The sequence below is a fragment of the Paraburkholderia sp. FW306-02-B genome, assembly GCF_058782725.1.
The window spans coordinates 3,744,006-3,768,355 of the sequence record NZ_JBYSXZ010000001.1; the positions used below are offsets into that span (position 1 = coordinate 3,744,006).

Here is a 24,350-nt window from a genome sequence, read left to right on the forward strand (position 1 = left end):
CCATGCAAATTCATGGTTTACACCATCGCACGCGTTGTCGTATTCTTTCGCGCATGAACCGCATCCAGTCCGAACTCCGACGTCGCCGCTCGCCGCTCCCCTAGGGACGCCGCTGGCTTCGTCACGGATTCGCGCCGCACAAGGCGCAAGCTGTTCGAATCATGAAAGCCACGGCATGCCGTGGCTTTTTTGTTTGCTTTTTCGTTTCCCCCGGCCCCGTTTCGCATTTGGCCAAACCTTCATTCATCCTTCACCCCGTCGCCTGGAGCCTGCCGTCATGAATTTCAATGAGTACCCGATCGAGTCGCTGATGTACATCACGAACCGGCCCGAAATCGTTTTCACGCACGGCAAAGGTTCATGGCTCTACGACAATAACGGCAAGCGATATCTGGATTTCATCCAGGGCTGGGCGGTCAATAGCCTCGGCCACTGCAACGACGGGATGATCGAAGCGCTGAACAAGCAGGCGCAACTGCTGATCAATCCGTCGCCGGCGTTCTACAACGGCCCGATGGCACAACTCGCCGCCCTCCTCACGCAGCACAGCTGCTTCGACAAGGTGTTCTTCGCGAACAGCGGCGCCGAAGCGAACGAAGGCGCGATCAAGCTCGCGCGCAAGTGGGGCAAGAAATTCAAGGACGGCGCGTTCGAAATCATCACGTTCGACCACAGCTTCCACGGCCGCACGCTCGCGACGATGTCGGCAAGCGGCAAGCCGGGCTGGGACACGATCTACGCGCCGCAAGTGCCGGGCTTCCCGAAGGCGGATCTGAACGACATCGCGTCGGTGGAAAAGCTCATCACCGCGAAGACCGTCGCGGTGATGCTCGAACCGATTCAAGGTGAAGCCGGCGTGATTCCGGCCACCCGCGAATTCATGCAGCAACTGCGCGCGCTGACCAAACAGCACAACGTGCTCCTGATCGTCGACGAAGTGCAAAGCGGCTGTGGCCGTGCAGGCACCTTGTTCGCGTATGAACTGTCGGGCATCGAGCCGGACATCATGACGCTCGGCAAGGGCATCGGCGGGGGTGTGCCGCTCGCGGCGCTGCTGGCAAAGGCCGGCATCGCCGTGTTCGAAGCGGGCGATCAGGGCGGCACCTACAACGGCAATCCGCTGATGACCGCGGTCGGCTATTCGGTGATCTCGCAACTGACGGCGCCGGGCTTCCTCGAAGGCGTGCGTGCGCGCGGCGAGTATCTGCGCACGAAGCTGCTCGAATTGTCGGAAGAACGCGGCTTCGCAGGCGAACGCGGCGAAGGCCTGCTGCGTGCGCTGCTGCTGGGCAAGGACATCGGCAATCAGATCGTCGAGAAAGCGCGCGTGATGCAGCCCGACGGCCTGCTGTTGAACGCGGCGCGTCCGAACCTGCTGCGCTTCATGCCGGCGCTGAACGTGACGAACGAAGAAATCGACCAGATGATGGCGATGCTGCGTTCGATTCTCGACACGCTGTAACCGCCCGGAGCGCGCGTATGACGACGGCCGCAACGCTATCGATCCGCCGCTTCGACGCGAGCGACACCGATGCCGTGGTCGCGCTGTGGCAAGAGGCATTCCCGGAGTATCGGGACGTGACGAAACCGCAGCGCAATCCGCATCTGTCGATCGCCAACAAGCTGGCGACACAGCCGGAACTGTTCTTTGTCGCCGTGCTCGGCGAACAAATTGTCGGCACGGTGATGGGCGGTTACGACGGGCACCGAGGATGGTTGTATTCGCTTGCCGTGGATGCTTCGCTGCGTCGGCATGGCATCGGCACGCGTCTCGTCGCGCACGTCGAAACAACGCTGACCGAACGCGGGTGTCCGAAGCTGAATTTGCAGGTGTTGTCCGCGAAGGCCGATATACGCGCGTTTTATGAGGCGCTCGGTTATCGCGCCGATGAGGTGATCAGTCTCGGCAAGCGTCTGGGTGAAGCGGCTGCATCGGCAGCTTAAGCCCCGGGCGCGCCCAGAAGAGAAAAAGGCCGCATGCGCGATTCGCATGCGGCCTTTTTCATAGGCATAGCAAACTCAATCCAGCTTACTCACCGACTCATTCACCCAGATAAGCCGCCCGCACCTTCGGATCATCCAGCATCTGCTTGGCGTCGCCGGACATCGTCACCAGACCCGAGTCCATCACGTAGCCGCGATTCGCCGCCTGCAACGCCAGACGCGCGTTCTGCTCGACCAGCAGCACGGTCATGCCTTCGGCCGAGATCGATCGCACCACTTCGAAGATCTTCTCGACCATGATCGGCGACAGACCCATCGACGGTTCGTCGAGCAACAGCAGCTTCGGCTTGCTGATGATCGCGCGCGCCATCGCCAGCATCTGCTGCTCGCCGCCCGAGAGCGTGCCCGCGTACTGCGTCGCCCGTTCCTTCAGGCGCGGGAAAAAGCCGAACATGCGATCGACGTCCGCCTTGATGGCGTCCGTATCGTTACGCAGATAGGCGCCCATCTGCATGTTTTCGACGATCGACATGCGCGCGAAAATACCGCGGCCTTCCGGCACCATCGCCAGACCGCGCTTGAGCAGTTCGTGCGCGGGCATGCCCTTGATCGACTGGCCCATGTACTCGATGTCGCCTGCCGAGTACGGCTTCAGACCCGTGATCGCCTTCATCGTCGTGGTCTTGCCCGCGCCGTTCGCGCCGATCAGCGTCACCAGCTCGCCCTGCGCCACTTCGAGGTCGATACCCTTGACTGCCTGAATGCCGCCGTAATTGACCTGCAGGCCCTTGATTTTCAACATTGCCGTAGCCATCAGTGGACCCCCGCACCCAGATAAGCTTCAATCACCTTCGGGTCCTTCTGCACGTCATGCGGCAGACCCTGGGCAATCACCTTGCCGTAATCGAGCACTGTCATCTGATTGCACAGGCCCATCACCAGTTTCACGTCGTGTTCGATCAGCAGGATCGTGCGGCCGTCGCTGCGGATCTTGTCCAGCAGCTTGGTCAGTTCGACCTTCTCGGTCGCGTTCATGCCGGCAGCCGGTTCGTCCAGCGCCAGCAGCTTCGGATCCGTTGCCAGCGCGCGGGCGATTTCCAGCCGGCGCTGGTGACCATACGACAGATTGCGCGACGTGTAGTCCGCGTACTGCGCGATGCCGACGTACTCCAGCAGTTCGATGGCGCGCTCCTTGATCTCGCGCTCTTCCTTGCGCTCGGACGGCGTCTGGAACACCGCGCCGAGCAGGCCGTGCTTGGTGCGCACGTGACGGCCGACCATCACGTTTTCCAGCGCGGTCATGCCGCCGAACAGACGGATGTTCTGGAACGTACGGGCAATCCCCGCTTTGGCCACCTGATAGACGGCGGTCGGCGTGTATGCAGCGCCGTCGAGCTTGAACTCGCCCGAATCCGGCGTGTACAGACCCGTGATCACGTTGAAGAAGGTCGTCTTGCCGGCGCCGTTCGGACCGATCAGACCATAGATCTGGCCGGACTTGATCTCAAGCCCGACCTCGGAGAGTGCCTGCAAGCCGCCGAAGCGCTTGTTCACGCCCTTCACCGACAGCCGGATCTGATCGCTGCCCACGCTGTTGTTTACGTTATCGCTCATATGATTTCTCCTGTCGACCCGAGTTAGCGCTTTAGCGCTTACTCGGGTCCCATGCATCGCTGTCGACCAGAGTTGGCGCTTTAGCGCTTACTCTGGTCCCACGGCCTCAGGCGCGCACCGGCTTCTTGCCAGCGCGCTTCGCCAGTTTCGCAATCTTGTCTTCGTGCTTCGGCGACGGCCACAGGCCTTCCGAGCGGTACAGCATGATCACGACCATCGCGAGGCCGTACAGCAACTGACGGATCACTTCGGTATCGACGATTTCATGGCCGAAGATCATGTTCTGCAACGGACCCATCGTCGAGCGCAGGAATTCCGGGAACACGGCGAGCAGCACCGCGCCGAGAATCACGCCAGGGATGTGGCCCATACCGCCGAGCACCACGCACGCCAGCACCACGACCGATTCCCAGAACGTGAACGATTCCGGCGACACGAAGCCTTGGAACGAACCGAACATCGCGCCCGACAGGCCGCCGAACGACGCGCCCATCGCGAAGGCCAGCAGCTTCACGTTACGGGTGTTGATACCCATCGCCTTGGCGGCGATTTCGTCTTCGCGGATCGCGGCCCATGCCCGGCCGATACGCGAGTGCTGCAAACGCGTACAGGTCCAGATCACGAACAGCGCGCACAGCACGAACAGGTAGTAATACATGTACACCGACGGGAACGAGAAGCCGAGGAACGTGTGGGTCTGCGCGAGGCTGAAGCCGCCTGCCGACACCGGAGCGATGCCGGTGATCCCCTTCGGCCCGTTCGTGATGTTGACCGGACGGTCGAGGTTGTTAATGAAGATCCGCACAATCTCCCCGAAGCCCAGTGTCACGATCGCGAGGTAGTCGCCACGCAGACGCAAGGTCGGCGCGCCGAGCAGCACGCCGAAGGTCGCGGCGAGCCCCATCGCAATCGGCACGATGATCCAGATCGGCGTATGCAGGCCGCCCGGGAACAGGTGCGCGATCCACTCGAACTGCGAGGTCAGGTGGGGCGAGCTCAGCAGCGCCGCGGTGTACGCGCCGATGGCGTAGAACGCGATATAGCCCAGGTCCAGCAGGCCGGCGAAGCCGACCACCACATTGAGGCCCAGTGCGAGCATCACGTACAGCATCGCGAAGTCGAGCACGCGGACCCAGTAGTTGCCGCCGGCGGCACCGATGATCATCGGCGCGGCGATCACGAAGATCGCGGTGATGATGCCGACGGTCAGCGTCTTCGTCAGGTTCTTTTCAGGGATGAGCGTCGTGGACGGCTCGATCGGTTGAATTGAGGTCATGTCTGTCTACTCCTTATGCTCGATCCGCAACACGTTCGCCCAGCAGGCCCGACGGACGGAACACCAGCACGACGATCAGCACGATGAATGCGAACACGTCCTGGTAGTTACTGCCGAACACACCGCCCGTCAGGTTGCCGATGTAGCCGGCGCCCAACTGTTCGATCAGGCCGAGCAGCACGCCGCCCACCATCGCCCCGCCGAGATTGCCGATCCCGCCCAGCACCGCCGCAGTAAAGGCCTTCAGACCCGGGATGAAGCCCATATAGAAGTGTGCGTTGCCGTATTCGGACGCGATCATCACGCCGGCCAGAGCGGCCAGCGCCGAGCCGATCATGAAGGTCGCCGAAATCACGAAATTCGGGTTCACACCCATCAGGCTTGCGACACCCGGGTTCTCAGCGATTGCACGCATCGCGCGGCCCAGCTTGGTCTTGTGAACCAGCAACAGCAGACCGCCCATCACGAGGAACGCCACGACCATGATCACGATTTCAGTCATCGAGATCACCGCGCCTGGCGTCGTGTCGGTGGCCTTGATCACGTTGATCGGGTCGGTGGGCAACAGCTGCGGGAACGGAAGCGGGTTGCGCGACCAGATCATCATGGCCAGCGTCTGCAGCAGGATCGATACGCCGATCGCGGTGATCAGCGGCGCGAGACGCGGTGCTTTACGCAACGGCCGGTAGGCCACGCGCTCGATCGTGTAGCCGACCAGCGAGCAAACCACTGCCGCGATGATCAACGCGATGACGAGCGTCGGCACGTTGCCGAGGCCGGGGAAGTGGTTCTGCAGCACGCCTATGGCTGAAAGCGCAACCATCGCGCCCACCATCAACACATCGCCGTGCGCGAAGTTGATGATGCCCAGGATGCCGTAAACCATCGTATAGCCCAGTGCGATGATGGCGTAAACGCTGCCAAGCACCAGCCCGTTGAGGACCTGCTGGATGAAGATATCCATTTAATGCTCCTTAGCCCGTGCGACTGGATTCACGCTATTCATCAGCCGGTGGGCGGTGATGCGTTACGGAATCTCAACGGCACTGCGGGTACTGATGTAAAAGACCGGTAAGGGTTATCCGCCGCCCGGTTCGTCTTACGACTGGGATGCAGTCGGGGACGAACCGATGGCGGATGCAAAAACGGCACCGTTGGGTGGTTTCGGTGCCGTCAGGCTGAACGTCCCGTCATCACATCTTCACGACGTCGAGAACCGCTTTCTTGCCGTCCTTGAAGTCGTAAAGCGTAATGGCGCCCTCTTTCAAATCACCCTTGTCGTCGAACGCGATGTGGCCGATTACCCCGTTGTAATCGGTGGACGGCATCGCAGCCAGCACCTTGGGCGCCTCGATCGAATTAGCGCGCTTCATTGCATCGACAATCACGTACACAGCGTCATACGTGAACGGCGCGTAAATCTGCACCGGCGTGTGGAAGCGGGCCACGTACTTCTTTTCGAAGTCCGCTCCCTTGTCCATCTTCGAAAGCGCGAGTCCTGCCTCCGAACAGACCAGGTTCTGCACGGCGGTTCCCGCCAGCTCACCCACCTTGTCGGTACACACGCCGTCGCCGCCAAGGATTTTTGCCCTGATACCGAGCGCGGCCGCCTGCTTCGTAAACGGCCCGCCCGTCGCGTCCATGCCGCCGAACATGATCACGTCCGGCTGAACACTCTTGATCTTCTTAAGGACCGCCTGGAACTCCGTAGCCCTGTCATTCGTGGCTTCGCGCGCGACGATCTTCGCCCCGCTCGCCTGTACTGTCTTCGCGAACTCGTCGGCCAGTCCCTTGCCGTAGACGGTCGAGTCGTCCACGATCGCGATGCGTTTTGCGCCAAGCACTTTCGTTGCGTAGTTGGCAAGCGCCGGGCCCTGCTGGGCATCGGTCACGACCACCCGATAAGTTGTCTTGAAACCTTGCTGCGTGTACCCCGGATTCGTCGACGAAGGCGAGATCTGCACAATGCCGGCATCGCTATAGATCTTCGACGCCGGAATCGACACGCCCGAATTCAGGTGCCCGACCACGGCGACGACATGATCGTCGACGAACTTTTCGGCGACCGCCGTACCCGTTTTCGGATCCGCGGCATCGTCTTGCGCGTCGAGTTGCAACTGGATCTTGCGACCGTCGATGGTCAGGCCCCGCGTGTTGATTTCCTCGACCGCCAGACGCGCGCCGTTTTCATTGTCCTTGCCAAGATGCGCAATGCCGCCCGTTAATGGGGCCGCATGACCGATCTTCACGACAGTCGCTTCGCTCGCCGGTGCTGCCGCAGCCATAGCCGCCGATGCACCCGCTCCCGCCCCGCTATCCTGTTTCTTGCCGCACGCGGTCAACATCGCAACCGCGACCGCGATGGACACGGCGTAAGCAAATTTGACTCGCATTAAGTAGGTCTCCTGCGCCTTGCAAAATCCGCTGTTCGAGGCCCGGAGGCCTTGAGAACGCGCGCATTGTAACTCCAATTATGCGACGCGCAATATTGTTGAAACGGTGGGGTTTTCCTGCATTGCAACCTTATTTTGGAGGCGAAATCCACCAAAAGGCGCAACCTGGTTGCGACTATTTTTCGTGCATCAGTTGCACCACCCTTGCGCCCAATGGCATCAAGTGTTGCAGCGATCCGGCGCGACGCCTGATTTCATGGTGGTTCGCGCTAAGTATTACGTTTCCATTGATATCAAGGCGCACGCACTATTTTAGTGCGCCAAAAATCAATGCGACCGCTTTGACGCTTTATAAACGGGGACACATCGAAGCCGAATTCAATAAAAACGCGATCGCAATTCAAAATAATTTGCGCGCGGCGGCACCGAAATCGTCACTTTCCTATGATCTGGCACTTTATTGTTGATGGAGCGGCCATCGCGCGGACGTAAAAAAAGCGCGCCCTTCGGCGCGCTTTTCTTTCAGAGTGTTGGCAGACTGTCAGGCAGGCAGACCTAGTCCGCGCGGCAACGGAAACGCGATGTTTTCCTCAATGCCGTCGAGCGCGCGCACGTTACGCACGCCGAGCTCGCGCAACCGGCCGATTACCGCCTGCGCCAGCGCCTCGGGCGCCGAGGCACCCGCCGTCACGCCGATCCGGCGTTTGCCCTCGACCCAGAGCGGATCGATCTGATCCGGCGAGTCCACCATATAGGAGGGCACACCGAGCTTTTCGGCCAACTCGCGCAGCCTGTTCGAGTTCGAACTATTCGGGCTGCCGACTACGATCACGACGTCGCACTGCGGCGCCATGAACTTCACCGCGTCCTGACGGTTCTGCGTGGCGTAGCAGATGTCCTGCTTCTTCGGCTCGCGGATCGCCGGGTATTTCGCCTTCAAGGCGCCGATGATCTCGGCCGCATCGTCGACGGACAAGGTAGTTTGCGTAACGAACGCAATCCGCTCGGGATCGGCCAGCGTCAGTGCCTGCACGTCCGCGATATCTTCGACCAGATGCATGCCCTCGCCGGCCTGCCCCATCGTGCCCTCCACTTCGGGATGCCCCTTGTGGCCGATCATGACGATGTCGAAGCCGTCCTGGCGCATCTTCGCGACTTCGATATGCACCTTGGTGACGAGCGGGCAGGTTGCGTCATACACCCGCAGGCCGCGCGACTCCGCCTCGGCGCGTACCGCCTTCGACACGCCATGCGCGCTGAAAATGACCGTATTGCCGGCCGGCACTTCTTCAAGCTGTTCGATGAAGATTGCGCCCTTCTTGCGCAGATCCTCGACGACATAGGCGTTATGGACGATTTCGTGGCGCACGTAGATCGGCGAGCCGTGCAACTTGATGGCGCGCTCGACAATCTCGATAGCTCGATCGACGCCGGCACAGAACCCGCGCGGCTGCGCCAGCAGGATCTCGGTTTCGGCAAGAGTCGTATCCGTGATGCTCATGTTTACAGAATCCCGATGATTTTCACTTCAAACGCCAGCGCCTGGCCGGCAAGCGGGTGGTTGAAATCGAACAGGGCCGACGTTTCGCCGACTTCCTTCAGGACGCCGGCGTAGCGGCCGCCACCCGGCGCGTTGAATTCGACCAGATCGCCCGGCGAAAAGTCCTCGCCGACCATGCTGTTTTCACGCAGCGTTGCCAGCGATACGCGCTGGATCAACTCCGGATTGCGCGGGCCGAACGCCTGACCCGGCGTTAGCTGAAAGGTCGAATGGTGGCCGACCTTCAATCCCAGCAGAATATCTTCCAGCGGCGGCGCGAGTTGGCCGGCCCCAAGCAGAAGCGTAGCGGGCTTATCGGCAAACGTATTGATGACTTCGGCGCCATCGGCAAGGGAAAGCCGGTAGTGAAGCGTCACATGTGAACCGGGTTTCACTTCGGAAATGTCGATGATGCTCATGCAGTGCTCGCTCAGTCGAAGCGCGCAGCACGCGTGCGCCGCAGGCGCAGTCGACGCGTGTGGCAAACCGTCGGGGTGCCGTGCGCAAAATGCTTATTGTAAGCCACATAGCGGGCGGCGGCTTGGGTCCGTCGCGCGCGCCGCCGGGAAGCTCGGGCACCGCCCGTCGCCGCAAACCCGAACCACGAGGATTAGCATATGGACGATGGCGCCTGCACGATATACGAAACGCCACCAAAGGCGGCCATACCCGAGGCCGGGACGCCCGCTGCCGCGAAGCGTGAACGGGTGCAGTCCGCAACGCCGCCTGGAGCGCCTTGCGCATCGGCCGCCGCGAATGCCGGCACACCCGCGCCCCGCCCGTCTGCAAACGGCAAATGGCACAAAAAAGACATGCCGCGGGAACGGCTATTCGATGGCGGACCGGGCGTGCTGTCGGACACCGAAATGATCGTGCTGGTGCTCGGCTCTGGCCTGCCGGGCCATAACGTGTTCGACGTCGCGCGCGCACTGCTCGACCGCTTCGGCTCACTGCGCGCGATGCTCGACGCAAGCCACACGGACTTCGAGGGCCTGCGCGGCATCGGTCCGGCAAAAAAGGCACAGTTGCTCGCCATCATGGAAATGGCGCGGCGCTCGCTGATCGACAGAATGCGCACGCGCTCGCTCATGGACTCGCCCGAAGCCGTGCAGGACTATCTGCGCCTCCTGATCGGCGGCCGCCCGCATGAGGTCTTCGTGTCGCTCTTTCTCGACGCGCGGCACCGGCTGATCCGTTGCGAGGAAAGCGCGCGGGGCACGCTGACGCGCATGGCGGTCTATCCGCGCGAGATCGCGCGGCGGGCGCTGAGCCTGAATGCCGCCAGCCTGATCGTCGCGCATAATCACCCCTCCGGCGCCGTCCAGCCGAGCGCGAGCGACTGCCGTTTGACGCACACGCTGCGCGACGCGCTGGCGTTGATCGACGTGCAACTGATCGATCATCTGGTGATCGGCGCCGATCACACGTACTCGTTCGCCCGCGCCGGCTGGCCGTGACACGGCCTGAACCTGGCGTATAAAGGCACAGTGCCGTGCCTGGCATCGCAAATAAGGTTTGATTTTGCGGCTTTTTTTCTGCTAGAATTCCGGTTTGCCTATTTCCAACCCCCTGTTCCGAAGCCATCAAGGCCTTCCGGAAAGGAAAAGCGACTGAATTTCAGCGCGGTTCTTTCCGGGAAACTTTCACGGCGTTCGAACTCAGAATTAGCGTATTAGGAGTGCTCTCATGGCACGCGTATGCCAAGTAACTGGGAAAGCGCCGATGAGCGGCAACAACGTTTCCCACGCGAACAACAAAACCAAGCGCCGGTTCCTGCCGAACCTGCAAAACCGCCGTATTTGGGTGGAAAGCGAAAACCGTTGGGTGCGTCTGCGCGTTTCGAACGCCGGCCTGCGCCTGATCGACAAGAACGGTATCGACGCTGTGCTCGCGGATCTGCGCGCACGCGGTGAAGCCTAAGGAGTAAATCATGGCAAAAGGCGCACGCGACAAGATCAAGTTGGAATCGACCGCAGGTACGGGTCACTTCTACACGACGACGAAGAACAAACGCAACATGCCGGAAAAGATGCTGATCAAGAAATTTGATCCGGTCGTCCGTAAGCACGTTGAGTACAAGGAAACCAAGATCAAGTAAGTCTTGGCTCCTGCCTGACGAAGGCAAATGATATGCAAAAAAGCCTCGCATTCGTGCGAGGCTTTTTTGTTTTCAGCGCGCCGTTGTTTTAGCCTTTGTCTCGTCTTTGTCTCCTCTTTGCCGCGCCGTTTAACCGCGCTTTACCCCTTAACCTATCAGCCAGCTTTCCCTCGTCCGCCGTGGCGCGTATCCTTTCTCGTTTATCGGCGAGCGGATAGCGCGCCGTCATGGCAAAACGAAAGACGGAGATGCAGGCGATGGAATTCGATGTGGCGATTGTCGGTAGCGGTCTGGCGGGTTTGAGCGTTGCGCTCAATCTTGCGGAAACACGGCGGGTTGCGGTGGTCGCCAAGCGATCGATGACCGAAGGCGCGAGCGACTGGGCGCAAGGCGGCATCGCCGCCGTGCTGGATTCGACGGACAGCATTGAAAATCACGTGCGCGACACGCTGATCGCCGGCGGTGGCCTGTGCGATGAAGCGGCCACCCGCTTTATCGTCGAGCACGGACGGGCGGCAATCGAATGGCTGATCGCGCAAGGGGTGCCGTTCACCAAAGACGACGCAGCCGAACTCGGCTTTCATCTGACGCGCGAGGGCGGTCACAGCCATCGCCGGATCATTCATGCGGCGGATGCAACGGGCCATGCAGTGGTCGCCACGCTCAGCGAGCGCGTGCGCAGTCACCCGAACATCACCCTGCTCGAAGACCACTACGCAATCGACCTGATTACGTCCGACCGCCTCGGTCTGCCAGGCCGCCGCTGCCACGGTTTGTACGCGCTCGATCTGCGAAGCGGCCGTACCGTAACGATCGAAGCGCCGCACACCGTGCTCGCCACCGGCGGCGCCGGCAAGGTCTATTTGTACACCACCAATCCCGACACCGCGACCGGCGACGGCATTGCGATGGCGTGGCGCGCCGGCTGCCGCGTGTCGAACATGGAGTTCATCCAGTTCCATCCGACTTGCCTGTTCCATCCATACGCCAAGTCCTTCCTGATTTCCGAAGCGGTGCGTGGCGAAGGCGGCATCCTGAAGCTGCCGGACGGCACGCGCTTCATGCCGAACCACGACGAACGCGCGGAACTCGCGCCGCGCGACATCGTCGCACGCGCGATCGACTTCGAGATCAAGAAACGCGGCATCGATTGCGTGTATCTCGACATCAGCCACCAGCCGGCCGAATTCCTGCGCGAACACTTTCCGACGATTCTTGCCCGCTGCCTCGAATTCGGCATCGACATCACCAAAGAACCGATCCCGGTCGTCCCCGCCGCCCACTACACGTGCGGCGGCGTCGTGACCGATCTGGCGGGGCGCACGGATCTCGCGGGACTTTACGCGGTCGGCGAGACGTCGTGCACCGGCCTGCACGGCGCGAACCGGCTCGCCAGCAACTCATTGCTCGAATGCCTCGTGATCGGACGCTCCGCGGCGCAGGCAATCGAGGAAGAAGGCTTCAGCGCCGCCGTTCACGCCCCGCTGCCGGACTGGGACGAAAGCCGGGTATCCGATCCGGACGAAGAAGTGGTGGTCGCGCACAACTGGGATGAGCTGCGCCGGTTGATGTGGAATTACGTCGGCATCGTGCGTACGGACAAGCGGCTTGCGCGCGCGAAACATCGTCTTGCGCTGCTGCGCGACGAGATCCACGAGTATTACGCGAACTTCAAGGTGAGCCGCGATCTGCTCGAACTGCGCAATCTGGTCGACGTGGCGTCGCTGATCGTTGAAGGCGCGCGCTCGCGGCGCGAAAGTCGCGGCTTGCATTTCAGCCGCGACTGGCCAGCAACCTTGCCCAAGGCGCTGCCGACGGTTCTCTCGCCGGAAAACGTGCGCAACCGCAACGTGTGATTGGTGCGAACTGAGTAAAAAAAAGCCATCGCGGATAAACCCGCGATGGCCTTTCGTTTGCTGCTGCAGCGCTTGCGTGCCGCTCAGACGATCCGCATCGAGTAATCCGTCGCGCGCACGTCTTTGGTCAACGCACCGATCGACACGCGATCGACGCCCGTTTCCGCGATAGTCCGCACCGTCTCGAAGTTCACGCCGCCAGATACCTCCAGCACCGCCCGTCCTGCCGTGATACGGACCGCATCGCGCATCGCATCGAACGAAAAGTTGTCCAGCAGAATGGATTGCGCGCGATGCGCCAACGCGGTTTCCAATTGCGCCAGCGTCTCGACTTCGATCTGGATCGACACGCCCGCATTCAATGCAAGCGCCGCATCCATCGCCGCGCCGACGCCGCCGGCCGCCGCGATGTGGTTTTCCTTGATCAGAATGCCGTCGTACAACGCAAGCCGCTGATTCGCGCCGCCGCCAACGCGCACCGCGTATTTCTGCGCGAGTCGCAATCCCGGCAAGGTCTTGCGCGTGTCGAGGATACGCGTTCGCGTGTGCGCGATCGCGTCGACATAACGGCGCGTTGCGCTCGCCACACCCGACAGCAGTTGCAGGAAGTTGAGCGCGTTGCGCTCCGCGGTCAACAACGCGCGCACCGGGCCGCGCAGCTCGCAAACCGGCGTGTCGGCCGTCATCCGGTCGCCTTCACGATAGCGCCACTGCACGTCGATGCGCGGATCGACCTCGCGCATCACCGCGTTGAACCATGGCACACCACACAGCACAGCACCTTCGCGCACGATGATGCGTGCATCGCGCACGTCGTCCGCGGGCACAAGGCGGCCAGTCTGATCGCCTGCGCCGACATCTTCGGCCAGCGCGTCGGCGACGTTGCGCGCCAACGCGGCATCGAATGCCGCGCCGTACTGCGCCCGAATTTCAGCGAACAGCGGCGACACCGCCTCGACCTGACTGCGTTCAACCGCTCCCATTACGCTGCCCCCACATTCGAATACAGTTGCGCGTCGCGCGCGAGATCGCCGCTCGCCTGCACGCGCTTCTTGTGACGCGCGGCGAAGTCGAGCATCCGGTCGATCGGCAAACGCGCCCGCTCGCCGACCGCACGATCGACGAAAATCTCGTTGTGGCCACGCTCGAGCACGTCGGCCAGATTCGCGAGCCCGTTCATCGCCATCCACGGGCAATGCGCGCAGCTCTTGCAAGTCGCGCTGTTGCCCGCCGTCGGTGCCGCAATGAGGGTCTTGCCGGGCGCGGCGAGCTGCATCTTGTGGAGAATGCCGAGATCGGTTGCCACAATGAAATGCGTCGCGTCGAGTTTCTGCGCGGCGTCGATCAGCTGGGTTGTCGAACCGACCACGTCCGCTTGCGCGACCACATTTGCCGGCGACTCCGGATGCACCAGCACTTTGGCGCCGGGATATTCGGCGCGCAGCAGATCGAGTTCGATGCCTTTGAACTCGTCGTGCACGAGACACGAACCCTGCCACAACAACATGTCCGCGCCGGTCTTGTTCTGGATGTAGCTGCCGAGATGCCGATCCGGCGCCCAGATGATTTTTTCGCCACGCGCATGCAGATCAGCGACGATCTCCAGACCGATCGACGACGTCACCATCCAATCCGCGCGAGCCTTGACCGCCGCGCTCGTGTTCGCGTACACGACGACCGTGCGATCCGGATGAGCATCACAGAAAGCCGAAAATTCATCGACCGGGCAGCCGAGATCGAGCGAACAGGTCGCATCTAGATCGGGCATCAGAATGCGTTTGTCTGGACTCAGGATTTTCGCGGTCTCGCCCATGAAGCGCACGCCTGCGACCACCAGCGTTTGCGCCTCGTGATCGCGGCCGAAGCGCGCCATCTCCAGCGAATCGGCCACGCAGCCGCCGGTTTCGTCGGCGAGCTCCTGCAATTCAGCGTCGACATAATAGTGCGCGACGAGCACGGCTTTTTCACGTGCAAGCAATGCGCGAATACGCGCCTTCAGCGCGACCTTCTCTTCTGCCGACGGCATGTCGGGCACCTTCGCCCACGCCTGCCCGATTCCGCAGGCGGTGCCCTGCGCCTGTGGGCGGTCGTACTCGACGCTCCTGATCGCCTGCTGCTCCATGATTTCCTCTGCCTTCGCTCTGCCGCCGCGCCCTGTCAATCGCTGTCCGTTGCAATTTCCGCGGCCCAAAAAGCAAAACCCCGCCAACGCGGGGTTTTGTGACGTAACGAAATTTTAATAGATTTCGTGGTCAAGCATAGCGGCGCAGACGCATCGCGAATTCTTGCAGCGCTTTAATACCACTCTGCTCAGCGCGATGACACCAGTCTTGCAACTGAATCAGCAACTGATCGCGCGATGCATTGGAGCGTTCCCACATCGCCGCGAGTTCGTTGCGCAGTTCGATGAACGTCTTGAGCTTCTGGCTGTTCGCGGAGATTTGCGGCAGCAGACGCTTCTGCGGCTCGTCCAGACCGGCCTCTTCCTTGTGGAACCAGCTACGCGCACCGCGCATCGCCTGATACTTCTCACGTGCGCCAACTTCCTTCAGATGCGCCAGTTCCTGGCGGTACGCGCGCTTGAGCGCCTTACCGTAGCGCGCCATCACTTCGTAGCGGTTCGCCAGCACGGCCTGCAGCGTGTCCTGATCGAGCACCAGCTTGCCGGTGGTCAGACGCGGCGTAGGCGCGACCTTCTTCACCTTGGCAAGACGGCACGCCGACAGGATGCGGATGTACATCCAGCCGATATCGAACTCGTACCACTTGTTCGACAGCTTGGCCGACGTCGCATACGTGTGGTGATTGTTATGCAACTCTTCGCCGCCGATGATAATGCCCCACGGGAAGATGTTGGTGCTCGCATCCGACGAGTTGAAGTTGCGGTAACCCCAGAAGTGCGCGAGGCCATTGACCACGCCGGCCGCCCAGAACGGAATCCAGATCATCTGCACGGCCCAGATCGTCAGGCCGACGACACCGAACAGCGCGACGTTCAGCACCATCATCAGGCTCACGCCGAGAATCGGGTACTTCGTGTAGACGTTGCGCTCCATCCAGTCGTTCGGCGTGCCGTGACTGAACTTGCGCATCGTTTCTTCGTTCTTCGCTTCAGAGCGGTACAGTTCCGCGCCTTCGAGCAGCACCTTCCAGATGCCGCGCGTTTGCGGGCTATGCGGATCTTCTTCGGTTTCGCACTTCGCGTGATGCTTACGGTGAATCGCGGCCCATTGGCCGGTCAGCATGCCGGTGGTCATCCACAGCCAGAAACGGAAAAAATGACTGACGACCGGATGCAGCTCCAGCGCGCGGTGCGCCTGGCAGCGATGCAGATAGACCGTCACGCCGATGATCGTGATGTGCGTTGCGATCAGCGTGTACAGCACAAGTTGCAACCACGAGAAGTGCAACAGGCCATGGGCAAGGAAATCGAGCAAGGAATTCAACAAGGCAATTTACCTGTGGAACGAGAGACACGAGACACACGCAAAACGCGCATGTCAAGAAAGTGAAAGCATACAGCGGGATTGGACGACATTCTACTTGAAGCGTTCCAAGTGTTTGTAACAAATAGAGTTTTTTTGTGCGGTATCAACCGGAAGGAACACACCAGATGTCTTCTTAAGACATGCCGGCGTGTTCGAAGTGCCCGTCAGGGAGCGCTGTCGGCCTGGCTCGCCGCTGTGGCGGTCATTGTTACCGGCCGCGGCATTGCGTCGCTCACGTTGCCGACGATTCGCACTTCGCGTTGCGCGAGCGGAATCGAGATGTCGTGCTCCGAGAACAGACGCCAGATATTGCGATTGACAGCCGAGCGCACGCCCGCGGTACCGGTTGCCGCGTCCTCGATCCAGAAACCGAGTTCGAGATTGATACCGTCGGCGCCGAAGCTCGCCAGATAGGCCGTGGGTGCCGGTTCCCGCAATACCCGCGCGACGCCCCCAGCGGCCTGGGTAAGCAATGCCATCGCCTGCTCGACATCGGACGTGTACGCGACCTGCACCGCCACCTTCGCATAGCCGCGGGTCAGATACGACGACTGGTTCTGCACCACATCCGTAATCAGCTTTTCGTTCGGAATCAGCGTTTCGATGCCGTCGAGACCCCGCACCACCGTGTAACGGGTGCGAATCTGCGTGACCATACCCTGCAAGCCGCTGACGTTGATCGTGTCGCCGATTCGCAGCGAGCGGTCGATCAGAATGATGAAGCCCGACACGTAGTTGCTGGCGATTTTCTGCAACCCGAACCCGAGCCCCACGCCCAGCGCGCCGCCGAACACACCCAGCACGGTGATATCGATACCGACCAGCGACAGGCTGATCAGCACCGCCGCCAGCACGAACGCCGCGCGGCCGACACGCGCCACCACCACTTTCAGATTGGCGTCGAGCGTCTTCGAGCGCATCAGCCGGTCTTCGAACGTGGAGCCGAGCCACATCGCGACGATCATCGTCACGCACACCCACAACAGCCCCGTGGTGAGCGAGAGCAGCGTCATGTGCGCGTTGGCGACCCGGAACTGCACGCTGGCCATCCATCGGATCACGTCGTCCTGAATGCCCATCACGGTGAGCACCATGCCGATCCAGACAATCAGCGAGACGAACTTTTCGACCAGAAACAGCCACGGATGGGTCTCGCCGTTACGGCTGAACACCCGTCGCGCAAAGAAAAAGACGATGTAAATCAAGCCGATGCCGAACAGCGGCACCAGCGCCAGATCGAGCAGCGAGGTGTGCATGAACTGGCCGGCAATCGTCTTGGCGACCCAGACGAGCATCGCGCCGATCAGCGGAAAAACCGCGCGGTTCAGACTTTCCGCGCCGAAGCGCAGCGTCTGGTAGCGCGTCTGGCGCCGCAGATCGAGCGTGCGACGCAACACCCGTGCGAACAGCCACGCGATCGCCAGCGTCCCGAGCAGCACGCCGACCTGCCAGAGCATTACCGGCTGGCCGAAATCGCGCGCGAGGTCGCCGAACATGTGAGGAAAAATACGGTTTTGCATGATGTTGCCGAATGCGCCGGCGCGCCGTGTTCAAAGAACGAACGCGGGCGCCGGCAAAAAACCTCTTGTGTCTTGTGCTTAGCTTTGACGTTCCAGCACGGCGGCAAAGAAGCCGTCGGTGGAGTGGCGGTGCGGCCACAGAGAAAGGTAATCGCCCATTTCCAGATCGATGCGCTGCTCCGCGAGCACGTCGCGGGCGGGCACCAGCACGAAATCGGGATGGTCGGCGAGGAATTGCTGCACAACCACTTCGTTTTCCGCTTCCAGGATCGAGCAGGTCGCGTAGACGAGCCGGCCGCCCTTCTTCACCAGACGCGCTGCGCTCGCCAGAATCGACGCCTGCTTCGGCGCAAGCTCGGCGACCGATTCCGGCGACTGACGCCATTTCAGATCGGGATTGCGGCGCAGCGTACCCAGGCCGCTGCACGGCGCGTCGACCAGCACGCGGTCGATCTTGCCGGCCAGACGCTTGATCTTGGCGTCGTGTTCGCTGTCGATCAGCACCGGATTCACGTTCGACAGGCCGCTGCGCGCAAGGCGCGGCTTGAGCTTGGCCAAACGCCGCTCGGAAATGTCGAACGCGTACAGGCGTCCGGTCGAGCGCATCGCCGCGCCCAGCGCCAGCGTCTTGCCGCCCGCGCCCGCGCAAAAGTCGACGATCATCTCGCCGCGCTTGGGCGCGACCAGCGAACACAGCAGTTGGCTGCCTTCGTCCTGCACTTCGACCCAGCCGTGCTGGAACGCGTCGAGCTTGGTGAGCGGCGGCTTGCCGACCACCCGCACGCCGAACGGCGCGAACGGCGTCGCGCCGCCCTCGATGCCGACCTTCGACAGCGCGTTCAGCACGTCGTCGCGGCTTGCCTTGATCGGGTTCGCGCGCAGGTCCAGCGGCGCCGGATAGTTCAGCGCGGCAGCCAGTTGCGCCAGTTCCGCGGCTTCAAAGCGCTTGGTCAACGCCTGATAGATCCAGTCGGGCAGATTCAGCCGGATGCGCAGCGGCAGGCTCTCCGGGTCGATCATCGCGACGTGTTCGAGCCACTTCGATTCCGCTTCGGACACGAACGGCTTGAGCGCCGTGCGGCCCGCCGTCTGCATCAGGCCGAGCAGGGCCATCCGGCGCGCCGGGCTGCCGGCGCCACTTTCGGCCAGGTGGGCGAATTCCATCCGGCGGCGCAGCACGGCGAAGACCGCCTCGGCGATCACGCCGCGTTCACCGTGCCCAAGCTTCGGATGCGCGCGGAAAAAACGGCTGGTGGTGGCGTCGGCCGGGCCGTTCAGTTTCAGGACTTCAGCCAGCAAAGTCTCGGTTTGTCCAATCAGAAAACCATGCAATCTCATGCGCCCTCTCCGGCGGTGTGACCGGCAAAGAGCCATTGCGGCTCCGGCGGCGTAAGCGTGACACGCAAGCCGTCAAGAGCAAGACGCCCTTCGACGAACCAGCGCACCGCGCGTGGATAAATGATGTGTTCGGTTGCCAGCACGCGCTCGGCGAGCATGGCGGGGGTGTCGCCCGCCAGCACGGGCACGGCCGACTGCACGACGATCGGCCCGTGATCCAGTTGCGACGTGACAAAATGCACCGACGCGCCGTGCAGCCGCACGCCCGCGTCGAGCGCCTGTTGATGGGTTTTCAGACCCGGGAAGCTCGGCAGCAGCGACGGGTGCACGTTCAGCATGCGCCCGGCGTAATGGTCGACGAAACCGGTCGTGAGCACTCGCATGAAGCCGGCGAGCACAACCAGGTCGGGCGCGAAGCTGTCGATTTCGCGCGCCAGCGCGGTGTCGAAGCGCTCGCGATCGGGAAACTGGCGGTGGTCGACCACCGCCGTGGCAATGCCGTGCGACGCCGCGAACGCAAGGCCCGCGGCGTCAGGACGGTTGGCGATCACGGCGGCGACTTGCGCCGGCCAGCCTTCGCGCGAACAGGCGCGAACGATAGCTTCCATGTTGCTTCCCCGCCCGGAAATCAGGATGACGAGTTTTTTCATCCGCGGATTTTATCATTCGAGGGACACTGAAACCGCGACGCGCCGCCGTCTCATGCGCTGAGCGTTTATAATCATTTGTTTTGCGGCACCTCGGCCGCCCTACCTCAAACCCGCTATCGTGAGAGTCTTCCGCGGTCTTCCCAATGCCGAAAGCCGTGCGCCCTGTGCACTGACCATCGGCAACTTCGACGGTGTCCACCGCGGCCATCAGGCTTTGCTCGCCCATGTGCGCGCGGCTGCCGATGCACGCGGCCTGCCCGTCTGCGTGATGACCTTCGAGCCGCACCCGCGCGAGTTCTTCAACCCGGCTGGCGCGCCGCCGCGTATCGCGATGCTGCGCGACAAGCTCGAGGCGCTGCGCACCAACGGCGTCGACCGGGTGGTGGTCGAGCATTTCAATCACACCTTCGCCAGCCAGTCGCCGGATGCGTTCGTCGAACGGATCATCGTCAACGGCCTGCATGCGCGCTGGGTGATGATCGGCGACGATTTCCGCTATGGCGCCAGGCGCGCGGGCGACTTCGCGTCGCTCAAGGCCGCGGGTCAGCAGTACGGCTTCGAAGTCGAGCAGATGGCAACCGTGGCCGATCCGTCGGGCGCGCGCATTTCCAGTTCGGGCGTGCGCACGGCACTGGTGGCGGGCGATCTGGATTCGGCGCGGGTCGCGCTGGGCCGCGACTACCTGATCAGCGGCCACGTCGTGCACGGCATGAAACTCGGCCGCGATCTCGGGTTTCCCACGCTCAATCTGCCGATTGCCCACAAGCGTCCGGCGCTCGCGGGCATTTTCGTCGTGCGCGTGCACGGCGTGGCTGACGAACCGCTGCCGGGCGTCGCCAGCCTCGGCCTGCGCCCCACCGTCGACGATTCCGGCCGTGTGCTGCTCGAAGTGCATCTGCTCGACTGGCACGGCGACGCATATGGCAAACTCGTGCGCGTCGAATTCCTCAAAAAGCTGCGCGACGAGGAGAAGTACGTCGACCTCGAAACGCTGACTGCCGCCATCGCGCGCGACGTCGCCAATGCCCGCGCGTGGTTCGCGGCCGTCGGCGCCGGCACGCCGGGCAGCCGCTCCACCGGTTTCGCCACCTCGGCCACCGACCGAATTAGATAGCCGCCGCGGTACATGCAAGCGCTGTCTGCACTGCATGTACCCTCGCTGCGCGCATCGAAGGGCGTCCGTGAATCACGCGACATGCCTGCCGGGCGCGCCCAACGCCCTGCGCATCTTGCGCATACCGCGCCCCGCTGCGCATAGAAAGAATTCACCGCGATCTCATCATGAGCAACAAGAAAGCCGATTCGAAACCGCAGTCCCGCTACCCGGTCAACCTGCTCGACACATCGTTCCCGATGCGTGGCGACCTGCCCAAGCGCGAGCCGCAATGGGTCAAGGAATGGCAGGAGCGCAAGATCTACGAAAAGATCCGCGCAGCCAGTAAAGGCCGCAAAAAATTCATCCTGCACGACGGCCCGCCGTATGCGAACGGCGACATCCACCTCGGCCACGCGGTGAACAAGATCCTGAAGGACATGATCGTCAAGGCGCGCAATCTGGCGGGCTTCGACGCGGTCTACGTGCCGGGTTGGGATTGCCATGGCATGCCGATCGAAATCCAGATCGAAAAGCAGTTCGGCAAGTCGCTGCCGGCCGCCGAAGTGATGCAGAAGGCCCGCGCCTACGCAACCGAACAGATCGAGAAGCAGAAGGTCGGCTTCCGGCGTCTGGGCGTGCTCGGCGACTGGGACAATCCGTACAGGACGATGAACTTCGCGAACGAAGCCGGCGAAATCCGCGCGCTCGCAAAGATCATCGAAAAGGGCTACGTGTTTCGCGGCCTGAAGCCGGTCAACTGGTGTTTCGACTGCGGCTCGGCTTTGGCCGAAGCGGAAGTTGAATACAAGGACAAGACCGATCCGACGATCGACGTGCTGTTCGGCTTCGCCGAGCCGGAAAAGACCGCACATGCGTTCGGCCTGAAAGCGCTGCCGCGCAACGAAGGCGGCATCGTGATCTGGACCACCACGCCGTGGACCATCCCCGCCAACCAGGCGCTCAATCTGCATCCGGAAATCGTCTACGCACTGGTCGATACGCCGCGCGGTTTGCTGATCCTCGCGGAAGAACGCGTCGAAGCATGCCTGAAGCAATACGGCCTGGAAGGCACGATCGTCGCGACCACGCCGGGCACGAAGCTCGTGAACCTGCGCTTCAACCACCCGCTCGCGTCCGCGCATCCGGGCTACAAGCGCACGGCGCCGGTGTATCTCGGCGACTACGTGACGACCGAAAGCGGCACCGGCATCGTTCACTCGTCTCCCGCGTACGGCGTGGAAGACTTTGTGTCGTGCAAATCGCACGGCATGGCCGATTCGGACATCATCAATCCGGTGATGGGCGACGGCCGTTATATCGAATCGCTCGCGCTGTTCGGCGGATTGTCGATCTGGGCGGCCAATCCGCAGATCGTTGAAGCGCTCGCAGGCGCTGGCGCACTGCTGCGCACCGAGAAATACGAGCACAGCTACATGCACTGCTGGCGCCACAAGACGCCGATCATCTTTCGTGCGACGTCGCAGTGGTTCGCCGGTATGGACATCAAGCCGAACGACACCGACAAGACGCTGCGCGAAACCGCGCTCGAAGGCATCGAAAACACCGCGTTTTATCCGTCGTGGGGCAAGCAGCGTCTGTTCAGCATGATCGCCAACCGCCCGGACTGGACGCTGTCGCGTCAGCGCCAATGGGGCGTGCCGATGGCGTTCTTCGTGCACAAGGAAACCGGCGAACTGCATCCGCGCACGCAGGAATTGCTCGAAGAAGTCGCGCAACGCGTCGAGAAGGCCGGCATCGAAGCATGGCAAACGCTCGACCCGCGCGAACTGCTCGGCGACGACGCGAACATGTACGAGAAGAATCGCGACACGCTCGACGTGTGGTTCGATTCCGGCACCACGCACTGGCACGTGCTGCGCGGCTCGCATAAGGACGAACTGCAATTCCCGGCCGACCTGTATCTGGAAGGCTCGGACCAGCACCGCGGCTGGTTCCACTCGTCGCTGTTGACCGCGTCGATGCTCGACGGCCGCCCGCCGTACAACGCGCTGCTGACGCACGGCTTCACCGTCGACGGCGAAGGCCGCAAGATGAGCAAGTCGCTCGGCAACGGTATCGATCCGCATGAAGTCGCGAACCGCCTCGGCGCGGAAATCATCCGTCTGTGGATTGCATCGACCGATTACTCGGGCGAACTGGCGATCTCCGAGGAAATCCTGAAGCGCGTGACGGAAGGCTATCGCCGCATCCGCAATACGCTGCGCTTCCTGCTCGCGAACCTGTCGGACTTCGACTTCGCCCAGCACGCGCGGCCGGTCGAAGACTGGCTCGAGATCGATCGCTATGCGGTGGCACTGTCGGCGAATCTGCAAAACGACATCCTCTCGCACTACGACAAGTACGAGTTCCACCCGGTGGTCGCGAAGCTGCAGACGTTCTGCTCGGAAGACCTCGGCGGTTTCTACCTGGACGTGCTGAAAGACCGTCTGTACACCACGGCGGCCGACTCCGTCGCGCGCCGTTCGGCACAAACCGCGCTGTATCACATCGCGCACGGTCTGCTGCGTCTGATGGCGCCGTTCCTGTCGTTCACCGCCGAAGAAGCGTGGAAGATCTTCTCGCCGGACAGCGAAACGATTTTCACGGAAACCTATCACGCGTTCCCGGCGGTGCCGGACGCCGGCGCCCTGCTCGACAAATGGACGTCGCTGCGCGCCGCGCGCAGCGACGTGACGAAGGCGCTGGAAGAAGCGCGCGTGGCGAACCTGATCGGTTCGTCGCTGCAGGCGGAAGTCGAAATCCGTGCGAGCGGCGCGCGCTACGACGCGCTCGCAAGCCTCGCCGACGACCTGAAGTTCGTGCTGATCACGTCGGCCGCGAACGTCGCGAAGGTCGACAGCGAAGCGGAAGAAGGCGTCGACGTCATCGCGTCGAAGTATCTGAAGTGCGAACGCTGCTGGCACTATCGCTCGGACGTCGGCGCGAACGCCGAACACCCCACGCTGTGTGGCCGTTGCTTCAGCAATCTGTTCGGCAACGGTGAAACGAGGAGCGCGGCATAATGGCGAGAAGCATGTCGAAATCGTCAACCGGAAACGGTTCGCTGGCGCCGTGGCTCGGCGTTGCACTGATCGTGATCCTGTTCGATCAGCTGACGAAAATCGCGGTCCAGAAAGTATTTGCGTACGGTGTCGCGCACGAGGTCACGCCGTTTTTCAATCTGATCCTCGTGTACAACCGCGGCGCGGCGTTCAGCTTCCTCGCGATGGCGGGCGGCTGGCAGCGCTGGGCGTTCACCGCGCTCGGCGTGGTCGCGGCGCTGGTGATCGGCTATCTGCTCAAGCGCCACGGCGCGCAGCGGATGTTCTGCACGGCGCTCTCGCTGATTCTCGGCGGTGCGCTCGGCAATGTGATCGACCGGCTGGCGTACGGCCACGTGATCGACTTTCTCGATTTCCACGTGCGCACGTGGCACTGGCCGGCGTTCAATCTCGCCGACAGCGCGATCACGATCGGCGCGATCCTGCTTGTGCTAGACGAATTGCGGCGTGTGCGCGGCGCGCGCTAACGCCGCTT

General features: G+C 62.2%; 22 protein-coding genes and 1 pseudogene. 10 read left to right on the forward strand and 13 right to left on the reverse strand.

Going from position 1 to position 24,350, the window contains the following annotated elements; translation table 11 throughout:
- Positions 1–277 precede the first annotated feature (277 nt).
- Together AC3WOG_RS16650 and AC3WOG_RS16655 are read left to right on the forward strand one after the other, a co-directional pair.
- On the forward strand, positions 278–1,462 hold the full coding sequence (locus AC3WOG_RS16650) for an acetylornithine transaminase (protein WP_492579003.1): 1,185 nt from the start codon (positions 278–280) through the stop codon (positions 1,460–1,462).
- A 14-nt stretch (positions 1,463–1,476) separates the two neighbouring features.
- A pseudogene (locus AC3WOG_RS16655) lies at positions 1,477–1,944 on the forward strand (GNAT family acetyltransferase); the annotation flags it as partial.
- A gap of 97 nt (positions 1,945–2,041) precedes the next feature.
- Here AC3WOG_RS16655 and AC3WOG_RS16660 read toward each other — a convergent pair.
- The 5 genes from AC3WOG_RS16660 to AC3WOG_RS16680 form a co-directional block, all read right to left on the reverse strand.
- On the reverse strand, positions 2,042–2,758 hold the full coding sequence (locus tag AC3WOG_RS16660; protein ID WP_492579004.1) for an ABC transporter ATP-binding protein: 717 nt from the start codon (positions 2,756–2,758) through the stop codon (positions 2,042–2,044).
- Complete coding sequence (locus AC3WOG_RS16665) at positions 2,758–3,558, reverse strand: ABC transporter ATP-binding protein (protein ID WP_492579005.1); 801 nt, start codon at positions 3,556–3,558, stop codon at positions 2,758–2,760. Before AC3WOG_RS16665 ends, AC3WOG_RS16660 begins: the two co-directional genes overlap by 1 nt.
- A gap of 106 nt (positions 3,559–3,664) precedes the next feature.
- A complete protein-coding gene (locus tag AC3WOG_RS16670) occupies positions 3,665–4,834 on the reverse strand; it encodes an ABC transporter permease subunit (protein ID WP_171926115.1) in 1,170 nt (389 codons plus the stop codon).
- 13 nt (positions 4,835–4,847) lie between these two features.
- Positions 4,848–5,798, reverse strand: a complete 951-nt coding sequence (locus AC3WOG_RS16675) for a branched-chain amino acid ABC transporter permease (RefSeq protein WP_341314507.1) — start codon at positions 5,796–5,798, stop codon at positions 4,848–4,850.
- A 229-nt stretch (positions 5,799–6,027) separates the two neighbouring features.
- Complete coding sequence (locus tag AC3WOG_RS16680; RefSeq protein ID WP_492579006.1) at positions 6,028–7,227, reverse strand: branched-chain amino acid ABC transporter substrate-binding protein; 1,200 nt, start codon at positions 7,225–7,227, stop codon at positions 6,028–6,030.
- Between the two features lie 98 nt (positions 7,228–7,325).
- Between AC3WOG_RS16680 and AC3WOG_RS16685 the strand changes: the two genes are divergently transcribed.
- Positions 7,326–7,694, forward strand: a complete 369-nt coding sequence (locus AC3WOG_RS16685) for a hypothetical protein (protein ID WP_492579007.1) — start codon at positions 7,326–7,328, stop codon at positions 7,692–7,694.
- Positions 7,695–7,768: 74 nt separating this feature from the next.
- On the opposite strand, the gene ispH is transcribed toward AC3WOG_RS16685, so the two are convergent.
- Together ispH and AC3WOG_RS16695 are read right to left on the reverse strand one after the other, a co-directional pair.
- On the reverse strand, positions 7,769–8,728 hold the full coding sequence (gene ispH, locus AC3WOG_RS16690) for a 4-hydroxy-3-methylbut-2-enyl diphosphate reductase (RefSeq protein ID WP_492579008.1): 960 nt from the start codon (positions 8,726–8,728) through the stop codon (positions 7,769–7,771).
- A gap of 2 nt (positions 8,729–8,730) precedes the next feature.
- Complete coding sequence (locus tag AC3WOG_RS16695; protein WP_492579009.1) at positions 8,731–9,186, reverse strand: FKBP-type peptidyl-prolyl cis-trans isomerase; 456 nt, start codon at positions 9,184–9,186, stop codon at positions 8,731–8,733.
- Positions 9,187–9,384: 198 nt separating this feature from the next.
- Between AC3WOG_RS16695 and radC the strand changes: the two genes are divergently transcribed.
- From radC to nadB, 4 genes are all read left to right on the forward strand, one after another.
- Complete coding sequence (gene radC, locus AC3WOG_RS16700) at positions 9,385–10,224, forward strand: RadC family protein (protein ID WP_492579010.1); 840 nt, start codon at positions 9,385–9,387, stop codon at positions 10,222–10,224.
- 229 nt (positions 10,225–10,453) lie between these two features.
- Positions 10,454–10,687 (forward strand): 50S ribosomal protein L28, encoded by a 234-nt coding sequence (gene rpmB, locus AC3WOG_RS16705; RefSeq protein WP_007180631.1) that lies wholly within the window; start codon positions 10,454–10,456, stop codon positions 10,685–10,687.
- Positions 10,688–10,697: 10 nt separating this feature from the next.
- The gene (gene rpmG, locus AC3WOG_RS16710; RefSeq protein ID WP_007180630.1) at positions 10,698–10,865 is read left to right on the forward strand and encodes a 50S ribosomal protein L33; all 168 of its coding nucleotides are present in this window, start codon (positions 10,698–10,700) and stop codon (positions 10,863–10,865) included.
- 257 nt (positions 10,866–11,122) lie between these two features.
- On the forward strand, positions 11,123–12,721 hold the full coding sequence (nadB, locus tag AC3WOG_RS16715; protein WP_492579824.1) for an L-aspartate oxidase: 1,599 nt from the start codon (positions 11,123–11,125) through the stop codon (positions 12,719–12,721).
- Positions 12,722–12,804: 83 nt separating this feature from the next.
- Here the strand turns inward: nadB and nadC are convergent, their stop codons facing one another.
- From nadC to purN, 6 genes are all read right to left on the reverse strand, one after another.
- Positions 12,805–13,704 (reverse strand): carboxylating nicotinate-nucleotide diphosphorylase, encoded by a 900-nt coding sequence (gene nadC, locus AC3WOG_RS16720; protein WP_492579011.1) that lies wholly within the window; start codon positions 13,702–13,704, stop codon positions 12,805–12,807.
- Entirely contained in the window at positions 13,704–14,843 is a 1,140-nt protein-coding gene (gene nadA, locus AC3WOG_RS16725; RefSeq protein ID WP_492579012.1) for a quinolinate synthase NadA, read from the reverse strand. The genes nadC and nadA overlap by 1 nt, the downstream gene beginning before the upstream one ends.
- A 130-nt stretch (positions 14,844–14,973) precedes the next feature.
- Positions 14,974–16,170 carry a DesA family fatty acid desaturase gene (locus AC3WOG_RS16730; protein ID WP_492579013.1) on the reverse strand — a complete coding sequence of 399 codons (1,197 nt, stop codon included), beginning with the start codon at positions 16,168–16,170 and terminating at the stop codon, positions 14,974–14,976.
- A gap of 203 nt (positions 16,171–16,373) precedes the next feature.
- The gene (locus AC3WOG_RS16735) at positions 16,374–17,729 is read right to left on the reverse strand and encodes a mechanosensitive ion channel family protein (protein WP_492579014.1); all 1,356 of its coding nucleotides are present in this window, start codon (positions 17,727–17,729) and stop codon (positions 16,374–16,376) included.
- Between the two features lie 78 nt (positions 17,730–17,807).
- Positions 17,808–19,067, reverse strand: a complete 1,260-nt coding sequence (locus AC3WOG_RS16740; protein ID WP_492579015.1) for an RsmB/NOP family class I SAM-dependent RNA methyltransferase — start codon at positions 19,065–19,067, stop codon at positions 17,808–17,810.
- Positions 19,064–19,717 (reverse strand): phosphoribosylglycinamide formyltransferase, encoded by a 654-nt coding sequence (purN, locus tag AC3WOG_RS16745; RefSeq protein ID WP_492579016.1) that lies wholly within the window; start codon positions 19,715–19,717, stop codon positions 19,064–19,066. The genes AC3WOG_RS16740 and purN overlap by 4 nt, the downstream gene beginning before the upstream one ends.
- 118 nt (positions 19,718–19,835) lie before the next feature.
- On the opposite strand from purN, the gene AC3WOG_RS16750 reads away from it, so the two are divergent.
- The 3 genes from AC3WOG_RS16750 to lspA all read left to right on the forward strand — a co-directional run bounded on the left by AC3WOG_RS16750 (position 19,836) and on the right by lspA (position 24,342).
- Complete coding sequence (locus tag AC3WOG_RS16750; RefSeq protein WP_492579017.1) at positions 19,836–20,831, forward strand: bifunctional riboflavin kinase/FAD synthetase; 996 nt, start codon at positions 19,836–19,838, stop codon at positions 20,829–20,831.
- A gap of 167 nt (positions 20,832–20,998) precedes the next feature.
- Positions 20,999–23,836, forward strand: coding sequence for an isoleucine--tRNA ligase (gene ileS / locus AC3WOG_RS16755; RefSeq protein ID WP_492579018.1), 2,838 nt, complete (start codon positions 20,999–21,001; stop codon positions 23,834–23,836).
- Positions 23,836–24,342, forward strand: coding sequence for a signal peptidase II (gene lspA / locus AC3WOG_RS16760; protein WP_492579020.1), 507 nt, complete (start codon positions 23,836–23,838; stop codon positions 24,340–24,342). Before ileS ends, lspA begins: the two co-directional genes overlap by 1 nt.
- The last annotated feature ends 8 nt before the right edge of the window (positions 24,343–24,350 follow it).

Excerpts from the sequence above, each read along its gene's own strand:
- AC3WOG_RS16650 (WP_492579003.1), top strand. The coding sequence starts at position 278 with ATGAATTTCAATGAGTACCCGATCGAGTCGCTGATGTACATCACGAAC.
- AC3WOG_RS16660 (WP_492579004.1), bottom strand. The coding sequence starts at position 2,758 with ATGGCTACGGCAATGTTGAAAATCAAGGGCCTGCAGGTCAATTACGGC.
- AC3WOG_RS16665 (WP_492579005.1), bottom strand. The coding sequence starts at position 3,558 with ATGAGCGATAACGTAAACAACAGCGTGGGCAGCGATCAGATCCGGCTG.
- AC3WOG_RS16670 (WP_171926115.1), bottom strand. The coding sequence starts at position 4,834 with ATGACCTCAATTCAACCGATCGAGCCGTCCACGACGCTCATCCCTGAA.
- AC3WOG_RS16675 (WP_341314507.1), bottom strand. The coding sequence starts at position 5,798 with ATGGATATCTTCATCCAGCAGGTCCTCAACGGGCTGGTGCTTGGCAGC.
- AC3WOG_RS16680 (WP_492579006.1), bottom strand. The coding sequence starts at position 7,227 with ATGCGAGTCAAATTTGCTTACGCCGTGTCCATCGCGGTCGCGGTTGCG.
- ispH (WP_492579008.1), bottom strand. The coding sequence starts at position 8,728 with ATGAGCATCACGGATACGACTCTTGCCGAAACCGAGATCCTGCTGGCG.
- AC3WOG_RS16695 (WP_492579009.1), bottom strand. The coding sequence starts at position 9,186 with ATGAGCATCATCGACATTTCCGAAGTGAAACCCGGTTCACATGTGACG.
- radC (WP_492579010.1), top strand. The coding sequence starts at position 9,385 with ATGGACGATGGCGCCTGCACGATATACGAAACGCCACCAAAGGCGGCC.
- rpmB (WP_007180631.1), top strand. The coding sequence starts at position 10,454 with ATGGCACGCGTATGCCAAGTAACTGGGAAAGCGCCGATGAGCGGCAAC.
- rpmG (WP_007180630.1), top strand. The coding sequence starts at position 10,698 with ATGGCAAAAGGCGCACGCGACAAGATCAAGTTGGAATCGACCGCAGGT.
- nadB (WP_492579824.1), top strand. The coding sequence starts at position 11,123 with ATGGAATTCGATGTGGCGATTGTCGGTAGCGGTCTGGCGGGTTTGAGC.
- nadC (WP_492579011.1), bottom strand. The coding sequence starts at position 13,704 with ATGGGAGCGGTTGAACGCAGTCAGGTCGAGGCGGTGTCGCCGCTGTTC.
- nadA (WP_492579012.1), bottom strand. The coding sequence starts at position 14,843 with ATGGAGCAGCAGGCGATCAGGAGCGTCGAGTACGACCGCCCACAGGCG.
- AC3WOG_RS16735 (WP_492579014.1), bottom strand. The coding sequence starts at position 17,729 with ATGCAAAACCGTATTTTTCCTCACATGTTCGGCGACCTCGCGCGCGAT.
- AC3WOG_RS16740 (WP_492579015.1), bottom strand. The coding sequence starts at position 19,067 with ATGAGATTGCATGGTTTTCTGATTGGACAAACCGAGACTTTGCTGGCT.
- purN (WP_492579016.1), bottom strand. The coding sequence starts at position 19,717 with ATGAAAAAACTCGTCATCCTGATTTCCGGGCGGGGAAGCAACATGGAA.
- ileS (WP_492579018.1), top strand. The coding sequence starts at position 20,999 with ATGAGCAACAAGAAAGCCGATTCGAAACCGCAGTCCCGCTACCCGGTC.
- lspA (WP_492579020.1), top strand. The coding sequence starts at position 23,836 with ATGGCGAGAAGCATGTCGAAATCGTCAACCGGAAACGGTTCGCTGGCG.